This window comes from Methylopila henanensis, from assembly GCF_042681025.1.
GTDB classification, from domain to species: Bacteria; Pseudomonadota; Alphaproteobacteria; order Rhizobiales; family Methylopilaceae; genus Methylopila; species Methylopila henanensis.
Genome location: NZ_JBHUER010000003.1, coordinates 256978 through 271449, shown reverse-complemented (window position 1 = coordinate 271449; position 14472 = coordinate 256978). Strand labels below are relative to the sequence as shown.

Genomic DNA, 14472 nt, shown 5'->3' with positions numbered 1-14472 from the left:
AGTCCGAAGCTTGTCGCGCCACTTATGGCGCCAAGGATCGGGTCGGCTGCTTCGTGGAACTTACGCTCTCCCTGGACCACGGCTGCGGGAAATCCCTGCAGGCGCAGATCTTCGAACAGGTTCGCGCCCTGATCCTCGACGGTCGGCTCAGGGCGGGAATGGCGTTGCCGCCGAGCAGGATGCTGGCCGAGCGGTTCGGGATTTCGCGGAACACCGCGCTCATCGCCTACGAGCGGCTGACCGCGGAAGGCTATGTCGAGGCGAGAGGGACCGCGGGCCTCTACGTTACGTCCATCCCGCCCGACGCGCTCATCCTCATCCGCGACGCAGGCAAGGCCGCCGCCCAGGAACCGGCGGCCGAGGCGTCCGCCACCGAGCCCCTGCTCTGCTTCGCGGGCTCGCCCGGCGGGGGCGGCGATCGGCCCGCGTTCGATTTCTGGGTCGGGCGGTCCGACGCGGCGTCGTTCCCGCTCAGGGCCTGGCGGCGGATCGTAAACCGTCTGTTAGCCGACGAAAGCGGCTACCTGACAGACTACTGCGATCCGGCCGGCCTGCCGGACCTGCGCCGCGCGATCGCCGACCATCTTGGCCGCGCGCGGGGCATGGGAGTGACCGAGGACCAGATCATCGTCACGGCCGGCGGCCAGGACGCGCTCAACCTCGTGGTCAACCTGCTCCGGTCCCATACGCGCCAGCTCTGCATCGAGAACCCCTGCTATCTCGGCGCGTCGATGCTTTTCAGCAGCACGTCGCTCCCCATCCACCCGATCCCCGTCGACGGGGACGGCATACAGACGGATCGCCTGCCGACGTCGCCGGGCAGCCTGCTCTACGTCACTCCCTCCCATCAGTTTCCGACCGGGGTGATGATGACGCTGGCGCGTCGGCTGGCCCTGCTGAGGTGGGCGGAGGAGACCGACAGCTATGTGGTCGAGGACGATTACGACAGCGACTTCCGCTACGACGGCCCGCCTCTGACGTCGCTGGCGGGCCTCGACCGGGGACGGCGCGTCCTGTACGCGGGGACGTTCTCGAAGTCGGTCGGCGCCGGCCTGCGCATCGGCTTCGCGGTCGTACCGCGTCAGATGTGGGACGACGCCCGGCTGCTGAAGGCCCGGATGAGCAACGGCCAGGCCTGGCTTGAACAAGCGACGCTCGCCGCGTTCATCAACGAAGGTCATTTCGACCGGCACCTGCGAAGGCTTCGCCAGGTCTACAAGTCTCGCCGCGACGCGCTCGTCGCGGCGTTGCACGCCCATTTCGACACCCCCCGGATCTCGGGCGCCGACAGCGGCCTCCATCTGACATGGCGCCTCCCCGAGGGCTTTCCCAGCGCCCGCGAGGTCCAGGTCATGGCGCGGGAGGCGGGCGTCGGCGCCTACGCCCTGTCGAGCGGAGCGGCCTTCGATTTTAACGGGGAAGCCGCGGACGACATCCTTGTGCTCGGCTATTCCTCCCTCGACGAACGCAAGGTCGCCGAAGCGATCTCAAAGCTCAAACGCACCTTGAGCTCCGGCGGAACCTTTGGAAACGACGGCCGCGACGACGTTCTATCGGGCGTCAGGCCGTGAACCCGTGAGGAGAAAACGCCTAGGATGGGTCGTCCGCCGACGCCTCCCGACCAGACCCTTTTATCCGCCCGCTAGCGTCCCAAAGCAGCTCCGCGCCAGTCGATCCAATACCGCTATCCGAAGGAAGGGGATCCTCGATCTTGGCCGGTCTCTCTCCCTCTTCATCCGCCGCTGACATTGTCGCCCACCTCGAAAGCGTGGGGTCGGAGCAGACGTTGACCTCCATGCGACGCGTAGGAATACGCGTCGACAAGGCCTTCGGCCTCGCCAATCCGGCCCTGCAGGGATTGGCCAAGCAAGTCGGTCGAGATCAGGGCCGCGCGCTCGCGCTGTGGCGTACGGCGATACGCGAGGCGCGCGTTCTGGCGATCTACACCGCAGAGCCACGTCGATTCACTGCGGAGGAGGCCATTGCGTGGGCGAACGATTTTGACTCCTGGGAAATCGTGGACATGGCCGCGGATCTGTACGTGGAAGTTGGTCTTGACACGCTCGTAACGGAGTTCGCAGAAGATGAACGCGAGTTTGTTCGCCGCACGGCCTTCGCCATGATCGCGGGAATGGCGGTTCATCGAAAGACCGAACCGGACACAACCTTTTTAGCACTGCTGCCGTTGATCGAGCGTCATTCGACGGATGACCGAAATTACGTTCGAAAATCTGTGAACTGGGCTTTACGCAATATCGGCAAGAGAAGTCTTGGCTGCCATGGCCCGGCGGTCGCCCTCGCCAGTAAGCTGGCGGCTTCGAGCGACAAGACAGCGCGCTGGATCGGCCGCGACGCGAGCGCGGAATTGACCTCCGACAAGACGCTGCAGCGCCTTCATCGGAAGGCCTGAGCCGCCATAGCGGCTCTTTCGTCTTGCTCGTCGCGATCGATCAGGTTTGAACCGCCGTCGGCGGTCCTTCGACGGTTCATCGGCCGAATTTGACGTAGTTCAGGCCGAACCGCCCAGTCCCATTGACCTGGATCGCCGCGGCCTCGCCTGTGGTCCAGAGCGAATGGGGCTTTTCGGCCGGCAGGTGGAGGAAGCCGCCCTCGCGAAATGGCTCGCCGCGGCTTTCTACTCGGGCCCTCCCCCGTTTCCCGGCCTTGAGCCGGGCCCGGCGCTGTGCGGCCCCGACGCTCAGATTTGATAGACGAAGCTCGCCATGAGATCGCCGCGGGCGTCCCGCAGTTCCGCAAGCGTGCGGTGGTCGAGCACGTTTGCGATCGCCTCCCGCACGTCGAGCATCATCAACCTGATTTCGCACTGCTCGATTGGACCGCAGTCGCTGCAGGGAACGTAGCTGGTTCGGCTCGCGCAGGCGATTGGCGCGAGCGGCCCGTCGAGGGCGCGGATGATCGCGCCCATCGAGATGTCCTCGGGTCGTTTCGCCAGCGTGTAGCCGCCGTTCCGGCCCTTCTTGCTCAGCAGCAGCCCCGCGTTCCGGAGATCGGTCAGGATCGCGTCGAGGAACTTCTTCGGCAGGTCGTTGCGCTCCGCGATCGTCGCCACGAAGGCGGACTGCCCATAGTCGAGCCTGGCCAGATGCAGCATCGCCTTGACGCCATACTTGGCCTTCTTGGTCAGCATGCGGCACGCTCGCCGAAGCGCGGCGCGACCGCCCGTTGCGCCGGAGCGATTTCGGCGCCCGCCGGCGCCTGAGCCGCGCCTGACGCATGGCGCAGGAAGGTTCGCCTAGGGACGCGGCTACGGGGCATGGCGATTCCGGTGTCGGTCAACCAGCGCATAGAACGCCAACCCGATCGAAATCTCAATCAAAATCGATCGATTTAGTATTATATGTAGACATGCATGTGGCCGAGTGACATATTTTTGACGGTCATGACGCTGTGCGGCGCCACGCGGACGTTAATCCCGGAAATACCCTATCCCTAGTAGGGAATAGGTATTTCATTGCGAAATGAATGACTTAGGCAAAAAAATTTGTGCTTCGCGCATTGCAAACCTGCATTTTGCAGTGCATTAAATGACGTACTGATGACGAAGCTGTGAGAGCGTCGAAAAGCTCTCGGCTCGTCGGCTTTCGGTGCGGAACGTGAACACGCAGGCATGACGCCTCGCCGCCTTCGGGCCGGGGAGAACGGAGACTTGCGCCTTAGCGGTCCGTTGATGCGGCGGCGTTCGCCGCGTTCGGTCCTATCGGAGCGAGGTGATCCCGATCATGCAGACCCAGCCTGTCGCCCTGGACGCCAATGACGAGGCCGTGGCTCCCGTGATCGGCGGCCTGCGTCGTGAGTGCCTGTCCTATCCGGAGGTGCTGGCGCAGTCGGTATCGGTGATCGCGCCCTCCACCGTGCCGGCCGCGATCATCGGCCTGATCTTCGCGTCGGCGGGCACGGGCACCTGGCTGAGCTTTCTGCTCGGGATGCTGGGGCTCGTGCTGGTCAGCCTCAACGTCAATCAGTTCGCGACCCGCTCGGCCTCTCCAGGTTCGCTCTACACCTACATCGTCCGCGGCCTCGGCCCGACGTCGGGCATCCTTGGCGGCTGGGCGCTGGTCTTCGCCTACACGCTCACGGGCATGTCGACGCTGTGCGGCTTCGCCATCGTGGCGAATGTGCTGCTCGGTCAGGCGACCGGGCTGCAGCTTCCGATCCTGGCGTGGTTCGCCATCGGCGCTGGCGTTTCCGGCTGGGTCGCGATGCGCAACATCCAGCTTTCGGCCAAAACCATGCTCGTGTTCGAGGCGGTGGCGATCGTCTCGATCGTCATCCTCGGCGTCCTGATCTGGCGCCAGCACGGCTTCGAGATCGATTCTTCGCAGTTCAGGCTCGAGGGCGCGACCCCGAGCGGCATCCTGGTCGGCGTCGTGCTGACGATCTTCGCGTTCTCGGGCTTCGAGAGCTCGACCTCGCTCGGGGGCGAGGCGAAGGACCCGCTGAAGACGATCCCGCGCTCGGTCATGCACTCCGTCGTCTTCTCGGGCGTCGTCTTCATCTTCATGGCCTATGTCGTGGTTCTGGGCTTCAAGGGCGAAACCGCGTCGCTCGCGACCTCAGAGGCTCCGCTCGACCACCTGGCCGCCAAGCTCGGCGTCGGCCCGCTCGGAACCGTCATCACCATCGGCGTGGTGCTGAGCTTCTTCGCCTGCACGCTCGCGGCCATCAATTCGACCGCCCGCATCATCTACTCGATGTCTCGCCACGGCCTGTTCTTCGAGGCCCTCGGCGAGGCGCACGAGACCAACCGCACGCCCCATGTGGCGGTCGCCGTCGCGGCGCTGATCACCTTCGCGGCGCCGACGGCGGTCTATCTTTCAGGCGTCGGCGCCTTCGACGCCCAGGGGTACTTCGGCACGCTCTGCAGCTTCGGCTTCATCACGGTCTACATCCTGATCACCATCGCAGCGCCGCTCTACCTGCGTTCGATCGGGCGGCTGACCGCGCGCGCCGTGGCCTACTCGGCCGCCGGCCTCGCCTTCCTGGCGCTCCCGCTGCTCGGCACCTTCGGTCTTCCGGGAAGCGAACTGTTCCCGCCGATCGGCCTCCCGGACTCGCTGCTGGCCGGCCTGTTCCTGGCCTACATGCTGATCGGCGCCGCCTGGCTTCTGGTCGAGCGTATCCGGCGCCCCCGCATGATCGCGACCATGAAGGGAGCAGTCGACGCCGCGCCGCTGCCGTTCGCCGTGGCTCCGGCCGCCGAGCGCGTCGGCTGAAGCCCGGACATCATCGCGGCGGCCCTCCGGGCCGCCGCTTCACGCTCGACATGGAGATGAGACATGAGCGCGACTGAGACGATCGAGACCCCGCAGCACAGCGCCCTCGAAGGCGTTTCGCACGCTGTCGAGAACGCCATCGACTACATCGGCAACGCCAGCGCGAGCGCCGGCGCCTCGGTAAAGTCGGCCGCCGGCAAGGCGGGCGCGGCGATCGGCGTCGGCGCCTACAAGGGCGCCTATGGCGCGTCCTACGGCGTGGTGTTCGCCGCCGTGTTCCTGAAGGAGCTGCTGCCGACCGGAAACGCGGTGCGCCGCGGTTTCGAGGACGGCGCCCACGCGGCGTTCAACGCCATCGACGAGCGCAAGGCGGCTGCGGCCGAGGCCGTCGAGCCTGAGGCTGAAGCCCCGAAGCGCTCGCGTCGCAAGGCCGCGGCCGCCGAGGACTGACCCGAAAAATTCAAAGGCCCCGCGGCGCGTTGGCGCCGCGGGGCCTCATCGTCACTTTGCGGCGACAGGCGGCGGGAGCGATCTCGCCGCTTGCAGTCGTTCTTTCTCCAGCCGGATCGCCGACGCCTTGCGCAGCGGCAGCAGGCCGTTGCCGACCGCGAGCAGACCGCCGATCTGATTGAAGATCATCGAGTGCATCACGGTGAAGCCGCCCAGCAGAGCGCCCGCGATGCAGATGATGTTCGGGATCAGGATCACGCCCCAGCTTCGGCTGATGTTGCGGCTCAGCTCCTGCGAGACGTCGCGGAGCTGCAGGAGCTTCGTCAGGTTGTCCTCCATCAGCACGACCTGCGCCGTGTCGGTGGCGATCGACGAGGCGCCGCGCAGCGAGATCGAGACGTTGGCGGTCTTCAGCGCGATCGAATCGTTCACGCCGTCGCCGATGAAGCAGACCGTGCGGCCCTCCTTCTGCAGCAACTCGACATAGGCGGCCTTGTCCTGCGGAAGGACCTCGGCGAAGTACCGATCCATCCCGAGCTTCTCGGCGAGCTTCCTTGTCGGCTGCTCGTGGTCGCCGGAGATGATGACGAGTTGCTTGGCCCCACGGGCACGCAGGCCCTCGATGACGGCCTTGGCCTCGGGCCGCTCGGCCGCCTGCAGTTCGAGCGCGCCGCCGAGCTTGTCGTCGACGCCGACCATGACAAGGGAGTGCCCCTCCTCATGTGCGGCCTCGATCTCGGCCTTCAGCGCCGCCGGCAGCTCGACGCCCTCATGCTCCATGAAGCGGGCGCTGCCCACGCGGACCGTGTGGCCGTCGACCGAGACCGTGATGCCGTAGCCCACATGGTACTTGGAGTCGTCGATCGCCGGCGGGTCCAGCTTCAGCTCGCGCGCCTTGTCGACGATCGCTTTCGCAATCGGGTGGCTGAAGCGTTTCTCGGCCGCGGCCGCCCAGGTCAGGATCTGGTCGGCCGAATGCTCGCCATAGGTCAGGACGCGCCCGACCTCTGGCCGTTCGCGGGTCAGCGTTCCAGTCTTGTCGAACAGGAACGTGTCGACGTTCTTCAATTGCTCCAGGGCGCGGCCGTCCTTGACCAGAATGCCAAGCTCGGCGGAGAGCGTCAGCGACGTCAGCATCGCGATGGGGGCCGCCATGCGGATGCCGGTGCCCAGATCGCAGTTCACCACCGCGGTCGCGGCGTTGACGCCCGTCAGGGCGTAGCCGAGACCGCCGAGCGCGAGCGTCGGGACGACCGCCTTGTCCGCGAGCTCTTCGCCGCGCGACTGGGATTTCAGCTTGTAGCCGGCGGTGTCGTTGAGGATGCGGGTGAGTTTGGCCGAGGTCGTCTGGTCGCCGGCGCTCGTGACCGCGATCCTCACCTTGCCGGCGATCAGGGTGGTGGAGGCGAGGACCTGGTCGCCCTTGATCTTCTCGACCGGGGCGGATTCGCCCGTCAGCGTGTGCTGGTCGACCATCGCCATGCCGTCGACCACTTCGCCGTCGACCGGCACGGTCTCGCCGGTGTGCACCACGATGACGTCGCCGAGCTTCAGCTTCTCCAGCGGCGTCTCGACCTCGGCGCCGTCGACCTCGAGCCACACGAAGCGCGGCTGCTTGCCGAAGACGTTGAGCAGCATCTTCTTGGAGTCGTCCTCGGTCTTCTGGACGAGGCGGCGCGAGACCGAGAGCGTGAACCCGAGCACGGTGCCGGCGAGCACCTGGTTGGTGGCGAGGCACGCCGTGACCACGATCGCGTCGAGCACGTCGACGCCGATCCGCTTCTCCTTGAAGACCACCTCATAGGCCGACTTGAAGCTCGGGATGACGGAGTAGAGGAACAGCGCCGCGCTGACCGGCGCCAGGGCCGGGACGAAAAAGCGGCTCGCGACCGCGAGCGCGACCGAGGCCGTGTTGATGGGCAGATCGAGATCGACCGGCGAGGGCTCGGCGTCCGGCGCGGAAGCCGTGACCGCGTCTAGCAGCGCGATGATCTGGGCGAGCTTGAGCTGCTTCGGATTGAAATGCACCAGCACGGTGCCGGTGAGCACGTTGGTCGAATAGCGGTCGACCCCGAACGTGTTCATGAACTCGCGCTCGACGAGCTGGCAGACGTCACGCCGGCGCACGAGGCCGGGGTTGTAGAGCCGCACCCGGCCCGGCAGCGCGTGCCGGGTCGTCCAGCTCGACAACCGGCGATCGTAGCGCTGCAGGCGTATGGCGCGGGTCGATCCCCGACCGAAGTCCTCCGGGAAGATCAGCGCCTCCGAAGGATCGGCGCGGCCGACCGGCCGCGCCAGCAGCGACGCGAGCGCGCTGACGCCCTCGCCCTTCGCCAGCGGCGCAGTGAGAAAGAGTTCGGCGCTCCGCGTCGCGCCGTCAATCTCGATCTGCGCGACGTTCGGCGCCTGGAACGCGCGCTCGAAGAAGTCGCGCGCCGTGGCGCTGCGGGGATCCCCGAACAGCCGCGCGCTTGTGAAGCGGACGCGGCTGGGTGAGGGAAACGAGACCTTGAGGTCGGGCGTCCCCGGCGCCGACGCGCCGCGCGGCCGCGTTCGGCGGGACCCGGCGTTGAGACCTGACGAACCGGCGCGCTGCGCGCCCGGCCCGGTCGCCCGCGTCCTGGATTGCGCTTTCGTCGACGGCTGGACGGTGGCCATGGATCAGCTTCCGGATTCGAGTTTGGCGGCGCGGTTCTTCGTGGACGCTTCCGGGCGCGGCCCGTGTCGTCGTTCGGCGGCAAGATCTTCAAGCGCTTCCTTGTGGTCGAGCACGACCCGCGCGCTGGACGCGTAGGCGTCGGCGACCGCCTCGCCGCCGCGCGACCAGGCCTCGCGCAACGAACCGAACAGCGCCGCGATGATCGAAACCCCCTTCGGACGCCGGGGGAAGTCTATCTCGTAGGACGGCGACCGCCCCTGCGGCAGCGCCCGCCGTTTCACGGCGCCGGGCGCGGCCGGCCGTTTCGAAGCTTCATGGGATGACGACATGACGGACCGTTCCTGAAGGATGGCGGACGCGGCGGGGCCGGAACCCGGCCGCATCGCACGTAATCAGCCGGCCTTGCGCGACTTGATCACGACCTTGCGGGCCTTGGGCTTCGGGGCCGACTCCGCTGCGGGCTCGGCGGCTTCAGCCTCGACCGGCTCGCGGGCGACGCGGCGGCTCGCGACGGCGTCGATGGCGGCCTCCGCCCCGTCCTCGAAGCCGCGGCGAAGCGCGTTGTCCTCGGGCAGGAGCTCTTTCAGGAACACGGCGCCGAAGACGACGCCGAATGAGAGCCCGTAAGCCGCGTGATAGGCGCCGGCGGACACGCCGGACTTCACCTTTCGGGCCGCGACCTTCGCCTGCTCGCTCGCGTCGGCGCGTGCGTCGCCGATCGACTGGGCCGCCGCTTCGAGCGCGTCGCCGAGGATGGAGAGGGGATTGCTGTCAGAAGCTTCGGCGGTGGCGGCGGCCATGGCAGGTCCTTTTACGTCGTGAAGGAGGGCGTCCGGGAAGTCTTCATAACTCTACGGCCTGAAGGATTTCAGCCCGCCGATGGCGGTTCGGGTCGGGTCTTTATCCAAAGGATCGAGCAGCGAGCGCCGAAGCCATCTTGTCTATTTAATCCATTAATTCTATAGACTGAAGGTGACGCGTAACGGCGACGATCGTTTTTGTCAAACGGATGACGGCGCCGGCAGGCGTTCATGTCGATCTGTCGCAGCAAGGACGGCGCCAGACCGGAACGGGTTGGAACCTCAGGGCCGAGGCAGCGTCAGAAAACTGTGACGTCGCTGACGTAAAAGCCAAGTCGAATGAGTCGATATGCAAGGCGTCGATAGATGGTCAGACCAGCGGCCCAACGGCTCCGACGGCCGAGCAAGGGGCCGGTGATGGCCGATACTGTTCTCCGGCCGAACGCGATGGCCCGCACGTCGGATCTGTTGCGCGGCATCCTGACCGCGAATCCCGGCGTCGACGTTTTTACGGTCGGTCAGATCCTCGACTGCCTCGGGGCGGACAGAACGGAAGCCTCGCTCGTCTTCTTCTCAATGCCGTCGATCGTGCCCGTTCCGGACATGCCCCCGATTAACGGCGTTTCGACCGGGCTTCTGGCGGGCCAAATGATCGCCGGGCGCAAAACCACAAGCCTTCCCAAAGCCGTGCTGAGCCGCAGGGTGCCGCGTCGTTCGCTCGCGGTCGCCATCCACGCGCTCGCCCCCGTCATCGAAGCGGCCGAAAAGATCTCGAAACCCCGCCTGCGCTGGGCGAGTTGCCCTCTGGCGCGCCGCGTCATCGGCCTGCTGCTTTTCATCCTCGGGGTCGCGATCGCGTTTCCGGTGATCGGTTTCGACCCGCTGCATGCGGCGTCGGTCTCGGTCATCTCGCTCGGTCTCGCCGAGCAGGACGGACTTGCGATCCTGCTCGGCGTCGTAGCGGGCCTGATCTCGCTGGCTCTGATCGCGACCTCGGGCTTCACCGGCAGGATCCTGAAGTCGAAGGTCGCGAAATGGCTGCGCAAGCTCGCCCGAAAGGCGGGCTCCAATGCGCTGGCGCGCATGTGCGAAAAGCGCGGCTGGACGCGCCTCGCCGCGATCCTGCGCTTCGAATGGGCGGACATGCTTCTATGGTGGGATCCCGAGCGCCGGGCGCCCGAACGTCAGGAGCGCGAGCACGCGGTCAACGATCGGGCGGCGAAGCGCTCTTCCGCCGACGAACGTCCGCGCACGACAAAGCGGCGCGCCGTTCGCCCGACCCAACCCGCCCTGCCCGGGGCGCTCCGATCCAAATCCTTGCTGACGGCCTGAGATGAAGCGACAGAAGATTTACGAGTTCGACATCGACACGCCGTTGAACGAGGAGCGCCGCGAGGCGCTCGAAGCGAACATCGAGAAGAACGCCGGGCTGTCTCCCAAGCCGTTCGAGTATGGCTGGGAGGAGGACGCCGACATACTCCACATCCTGATCGATCCGGTTGACATCGAGGTCGAGTTCTCGGCCGGGAAGGTCGAAGTCTTCGCGACCGCGCCGGTCTGGGCGAAGGTCGGCTTCACAGCCAAGCGGAAGGCCGAGCTTCACACGCTGGTCGAAACGGTGCTCCGGGAGTCGGAGTTCATCTCGGCCGCCTGACGGAACGGGTCGGCCAGAGGGCTCCGGCCTGTAGTCCTCACCCGACCAATCGTCCGCGCTGCGCCTCGATCGCGGCGATCAGGCGGTTCAGCCGCCGCACATGCCGCGCGTAGACCAGCCCCGATCCGAGGTTCGACAGCAGTCCGGACTGCAGGCTGCCGAAGTTGGCCAGGAATGCGCCCGCGACGCCAAGCAGGTTCGCGGCGTAGATCGTGCGGTAATCGCCCCGGATGCGCGCGCGGCGCGCAGCGGCGAGGTCGTTCAACGACGGCAGGCCCGCGAGTTCTCCACGCAGCAGGATCACGTCGGCCGCATCGGTCGGCGCCTTTCCGAAGCCCGCCACCGAGACGCTGACGTCGCTGGCGGCCATGATCTCGACCGCCTCAGGCGCGGCGCCGTCGCCGACCCAGATCGTTCGCCGCCCGAGCCCCCTCAGGACCGAGATCTTACCGCGGGCGTCGAGCCCGCCGAACGCGAACTCGATCCCGGCCGCGTCGGCCGCCGCACGCGCGGCCGCCGTTCGCCGGCCTGACACGTGGACGAAACGGAGCTTCGGATTCTGTCGTTTCAGCGCCGCTATCGTCGTCGCGGCCTCGGCCTCGCCCCGCCTGCGGAAGGTTACGACGCCAAGCGGAGCGCCGTCGCGCAACGCAATGACAGGCCTACCGTCGGGATCTTCGAAGAAAGCCGCCAGCCGCTCGAGCTTCGGGGGGAGCCGGACGCCGGCGCGCTCCACATAGGCGGGCGACGCCACAATGACCTCGCGGTCGAGCGCATCGCGAAACCGTATGGCGCCCGCGCTTCGGCGCAATCCGTAGGCCTCCACGTTGGCCGAAGCTCTCCGGGCAGCCAATCGCGCGACAGCCAGACCCCGCTCCGACCGGTCAGACGCCAACGCCGTGGCCACGTAAGCGAGCGCGTCCTCGGCGGAGCCGGACGGCGCCGCGATCTGGTCGACCGCCAGGCGGCGCCGGTCGAGGCCCGCGCTGTCGTCGAACACCACGACATCGATGTCCGCCAACGCGTCCACCGCCGCGAGCTTGCGGAACAGCACGCCCCGTTCAAGGCCGCTCGCGAGGTCGTAGAGCGCGGACAGCTGCGCGCTCAGCCGCGGAGCCGTGATGTAGTCCGGCCGGATGACCGCCTGCGAGAAGCGCGGCGCGCGAACGGTGAGCAGGTTCAGCGTCGCGAGCGCCAGCGCCGGCTTGGCGTTGCGGTTCGCGACGCGCTCCGCGTCGAACAGCGACGGCAGGTTTCGGAACGCCGCGTGCGGCAGAATCTTGCCCACATGCGCGGCCGCCGTCGCGTCGCCCGCCCGTACGACGCGGATCGTCACCTCGCCGTCCCGCACCAGCGCGCCGGCATAAAGCGCGTCGCCGGGCGCGACGTCCCGCAGCGGGCTGGCCCATCCGCCGAGCACGTCGGCGACCGAGGCGGCGCCCGCGATTACGACGCCGTCTACGGGCGCCGTCTCGCCGGCCCGCGCCACGACCTCGTCGCCCGGCTTCAGATCGTCGACATGGACTTCGATCTCGACCGTCCGTCCCGCGACCCGCGCCCAGGTCGGACGCTTGCGATGCGCGGCGAACAGCCTGCGCTGCCGGTTCACGATCGTGCGGTGGGCGAGATAGGGCCAGAGCTGCATCAGCGAGGCCATGATCGTGCCTGTGAGCGGCAGGCCGCTCAGCAGCATGAGGCCGAGGCCGAACGAATAGAGCGCCGGCAGGCCCACCTGCCCATGGCGCGCCTGCCGGATGGCGGCCACGACGTTTGGCGCGGCGTAGACCACCACAGCGCCGACCGCGACCGGACGCAGGGCCGGCGCCGCGAACTGCGCGACGGCCGCGAGCGTCAGCAGAGAGCCCGCCGTGAACAGCCGTTTCGCCGAAGGCGGCTCGTCCTCGCCCTCGATCAGCGCCGGCCAGGCGCGTTCGAGCTCGCGCGCCAGCCGCTCGAGCGTCAGAATCCCGGGATCGAAGCGCAGCACGACGTCGGACGAGAACGAACGATCGCGCACCTCGCCGACGCCGAAGATCGCCGCGATCTGCTCCTCGAGGCGGTGGCGGAGATCGCGTCTGCGGTGAAGCGCCGGATGCGAAAGCCGCACCGCGTCGTTCCCCACTGGACGGAGCCGCCAGGTCGACAGCGTCCCGCCGACACGGCTGACGCGGATCGGCAGTCGGGCCGGATGGCCGAGATAGAGATGAGCCGCGCCAACGGCCTCTAAGGTCTTCTGCGAGGCCCGGCCGTTACGGAGCGCCTGATCGGGATCGTCCGTATGTGCCGACCGACGCAGGGCCTGGGCGAGTTTCCGCCACACGCCTTCGGGCGCCGCGGTCGGGGCGTAAGCGATGCGCCCATAGGCGTCAGCGCTGCGGATTTCGAGCCTCGCGACGTCCTCGACCGAGAAGGCCCTGGCGATGAAGTCCCGAAGGCGGTGAGCGTCGGGCGCCCCGAACAGCTCTTCGCTCCAGATGGAGACCCCGCCCGCGCCAGGCGAAATGCGCAGCTTCGCAGGATCGCTCATGCGAGGCTCGATACGAAAACGGAGGTCACGCGAGCGCCTTGGAGAGGTTGCGGAGAATGGAGAAAGCGAGCGGCGGTTCCGCGGCGATCGTCCGCACGAGAGCAGGCGGCCTCGTCACGAGCCGCGCCGCTTGCGGAGCCGAAGACGATCCGGAATGAAAACGCCCTGAACGGCCATTGATCTTGTCCGCATCGAAATGAGCCCGCGACGCTCGTGAGGGTCGCGGGCAGGAAGTCGTTGTCGGGCGTGTCTACGCCCGCCAGACGCGCCCATCGTCCTCAGCCGACACGCCCTGTCAATTATTATCTATCGAAATTGTGGTTTAATTGGAATTTACACTGTCGTGACGTAATTTACCGCGCCAGCCGCCGGAGACAGGAAGACCCCTCCCCGGCGGTCAGAATCAAACCTGCGCCAGGCCGCCGTCGACGAACAGCTCCGCGCCGTTCACGAAGCTCGAGGCGTCGGAGGCGAGGAAGACGGCGACCTTGCCGGTCTCGTCGGGATCGCCGATGCGCCCGAGCGGGACCACGGCGGAGAAATGCTCGAGCAGACCGGGCGCCTGGTCCGCGACGCCGCGCAGCGCCGGCGTGTCGATCGGCCCGGGGCTTAGGACATTGACCCGGATCCCGCTGCCCTTGAGATCGAGGATCCAGCTGCGCACGAAGTTGCGGATCGCCGCCTTCGTGCCGCTGTAGACGCTGAACGCCTCGGTTCCCATGATCGAGGTGGTGGAGCCGGTCACGATGATCGAGCCGCCCTGCTTCATCAACGGCAGCGCCTTCTGCACCGTGAAAAGCACGCCCTTCACGTTGATGGCGAAGGTCCGATCGAAGTGCTCCTCAGTGATCTCTCCGAGCTTCGCCAGGCTGCCTCCGCCGGCGTTCGCGACCAGCACGTCGATGCGGCCGTGCCGTTTGGAGACCTCGGCGTAGAGCGCGTCGAGGTCGGAGAGGACGGAAACGTCGGCCTGCACGGACGACGCCTTCTCGCCGATCTCCGCGACCGCGGCGTCGAGTTCGGCCCGGCGACGCCCGGTGATCACCACGGTCGCGCCCTCGGACACGAAGCGCTTGGCGATGCCGAGGCCGATGCCGGTGCTGCCGCCGGTGACCACCGCGACCTTGCCTTCAAGTGAGTTAGACATG

The 14472-nt window shown here is 67.3% G+C and carries 12 protein-coding genes; 6 read left to right on the top strand and 6 right to left on the bottom strand.

Annotation, left to right across the window (positions count from 1 at the left end):
• Window positions 1–53: 53 nt before the first annotated feature.
• Both pdxR and ACFSCV_RS05925 read left to right on the top strand, forming a co-directional pair.
• Complete coding sequence (gene pdxR / locus ACFSCV_RS05930) at window positions 54–1571, top strand: MocR-like pyridoxine biosynthesis transcription factor PdxR (RefSeq protein ID WP_378797937.1); 1518 nt, start codon at window positions 54–56, stop codon at window positions 1569–1571.
• A gap of 140 nt (window positions 1572–1711) precedes the next feature.
• Complete coding sequence (locus ACFSCV_RS05925; protein ID WP_378797935.1) at window positions 1712–2410, top strand: DNA alkylation repair protein; 699 nt, start codon at window positions 1712–1714, stop codon at window positions 2408–2410.
• Window positions 2411–2698: 288 nt separating this feature from the next.
• Here ACFSCV_RS05925 and ACFSCV_RS05920 read toward each other — a convergent pair whose 3' ends face one another.
• On the bottom strand, window positions 2699–3148 hold the full coding sequence (locus ACFSCV_RS05920; RefSeq protein ID WP_378797933.1) for an RrF2 family transcriptional regulator: 450 nt from the start codon (window positions 3146–3148) through the stop codon (window positions 2699–2701).
• Window positions 3149–3740: 592 nt separating this feature from the next.
• Between ACFSCV_RS05920 and ACFSCV_RS05915 the strand changes: the two genes are divergently transcribed.
• Complete coding sequence (locus tag ACFSCV_RS05915) at window positions 3741–5234, top strand: APC family permease (RefSeq protein WP_378797930.1); 1494 nt, start codon at window positions 3741–3743, stop codon at window positions 5232–5234.
• Between the two features lie 63 nt (window positions 5235–5297).
• Entirely contained in the window at window positions 5298–5684 is a 387-nt protein-coding gene (locus tag ACFSCV_RS05910; protein WP_378797929.1) for a hypothetical protein, read from the top strand.
• A 51-nt stretch (window positions 5685–5735) separates the two neighbouring features.
• Here ACFSCV_RS05910 and ACFSCV_RS05905 read toward each other — a convergent pair whose 3' ends face one another.
• The 3 genes from ACFSCV_RS05905 to ACFSCV_RS05895 form a co-directional block, all read right to left on the bottom strand.
• On the bottom strand, window positions 5736–8342 hold the full coding sequence (locus ACFSCV_RS05905; protein WP_378797927.1) for a heavy metal translocating P-type ATPase: 2607 nt from the start codon (window positions 8340–8342) through the stop codon (window positions 5736–5738).
• 3 nt (window positions 8343–8345) lie between these two features.
• Window positions 8346–8672 (bottom strand): hypothetical protein, encoded by a 327-nt coding sequence (locus tag ACFSCV_RS05900; protein WP_378797925.1) that lies wholly within the window; start codon window positions 8670–8672, stop codon window positions 8346–8348.
• 63 nt (window positions 8673–8735) lie between these two features.
• Window positions 8736–9143: a hypothetical protein gene (locus tag ACFSCV_RS05895; protein ID WP_378797923.1), complete on the bottom strand. Its 408-nt coding sequence runs from the start codon at window positions 9141–9143 to the stop codon at window positions 8736–8738.
• 417 nt (window positions 9144–9560) lie between these two features.
• Between ACFSCV_RS05895 and ACFSCV_RS05890 the strand changes: the two genes are divergently transcribed.
• Window positions 9561–10475, top strand: coding sequence for an exopolysaccharide biosynthesis protein (locus ACFSCV_RS05890; RefSeq protein WP_378797921.1), 915 nt, complete (start codon window positions 9561–9563; stop codon window positions 10473–10475).
• Window position 10476: 1 nt separating this feature from the next.
• Window positions 10477–10797, top strand: a complete 321-nt coding sequence (locus ACFSCV_RS05885) for a hypothetical protein (RefSeq protein WP_378797920.1) — start codon at window positions 10477–10479, stop codon at window positions 10795–10797.
• Between the two features lie 37 nt (window positions 10798–10834).
• Here the strand turns inward: ACFSCV_RS05885 and ACFSCV_RS05880 are convergent, their stop codons facing one another.
• Window positions 10835–13324 carry a P-type ATPase actuator domain-containing protein gene (locus ACFSCV_RS05880; RefSeq protein ID WP_378797919.1) on the bottom strand — a complete coding sequence of 830 codons (2490 nt, stop codon included), beginning with the start codon at window positions 13322–13324 and terminating at the stop codon, window positions 10835–10837.
• Between the two features lie 403 nt (window positions 13325–13727).
• On the bottom strand, window positions 13728–14471 hold the full coding sequence (locus ACFSCV_RS05875) for an SDR family NAD(P)-dependent oxidoreductase (RefSeq protein WP_378797917.1): 744 nt from the start codon (window positions 14469–14471) through the stop codon (window positions 13728–13730).
• Window position 14472: the final 1 nt, after the last annotated feature.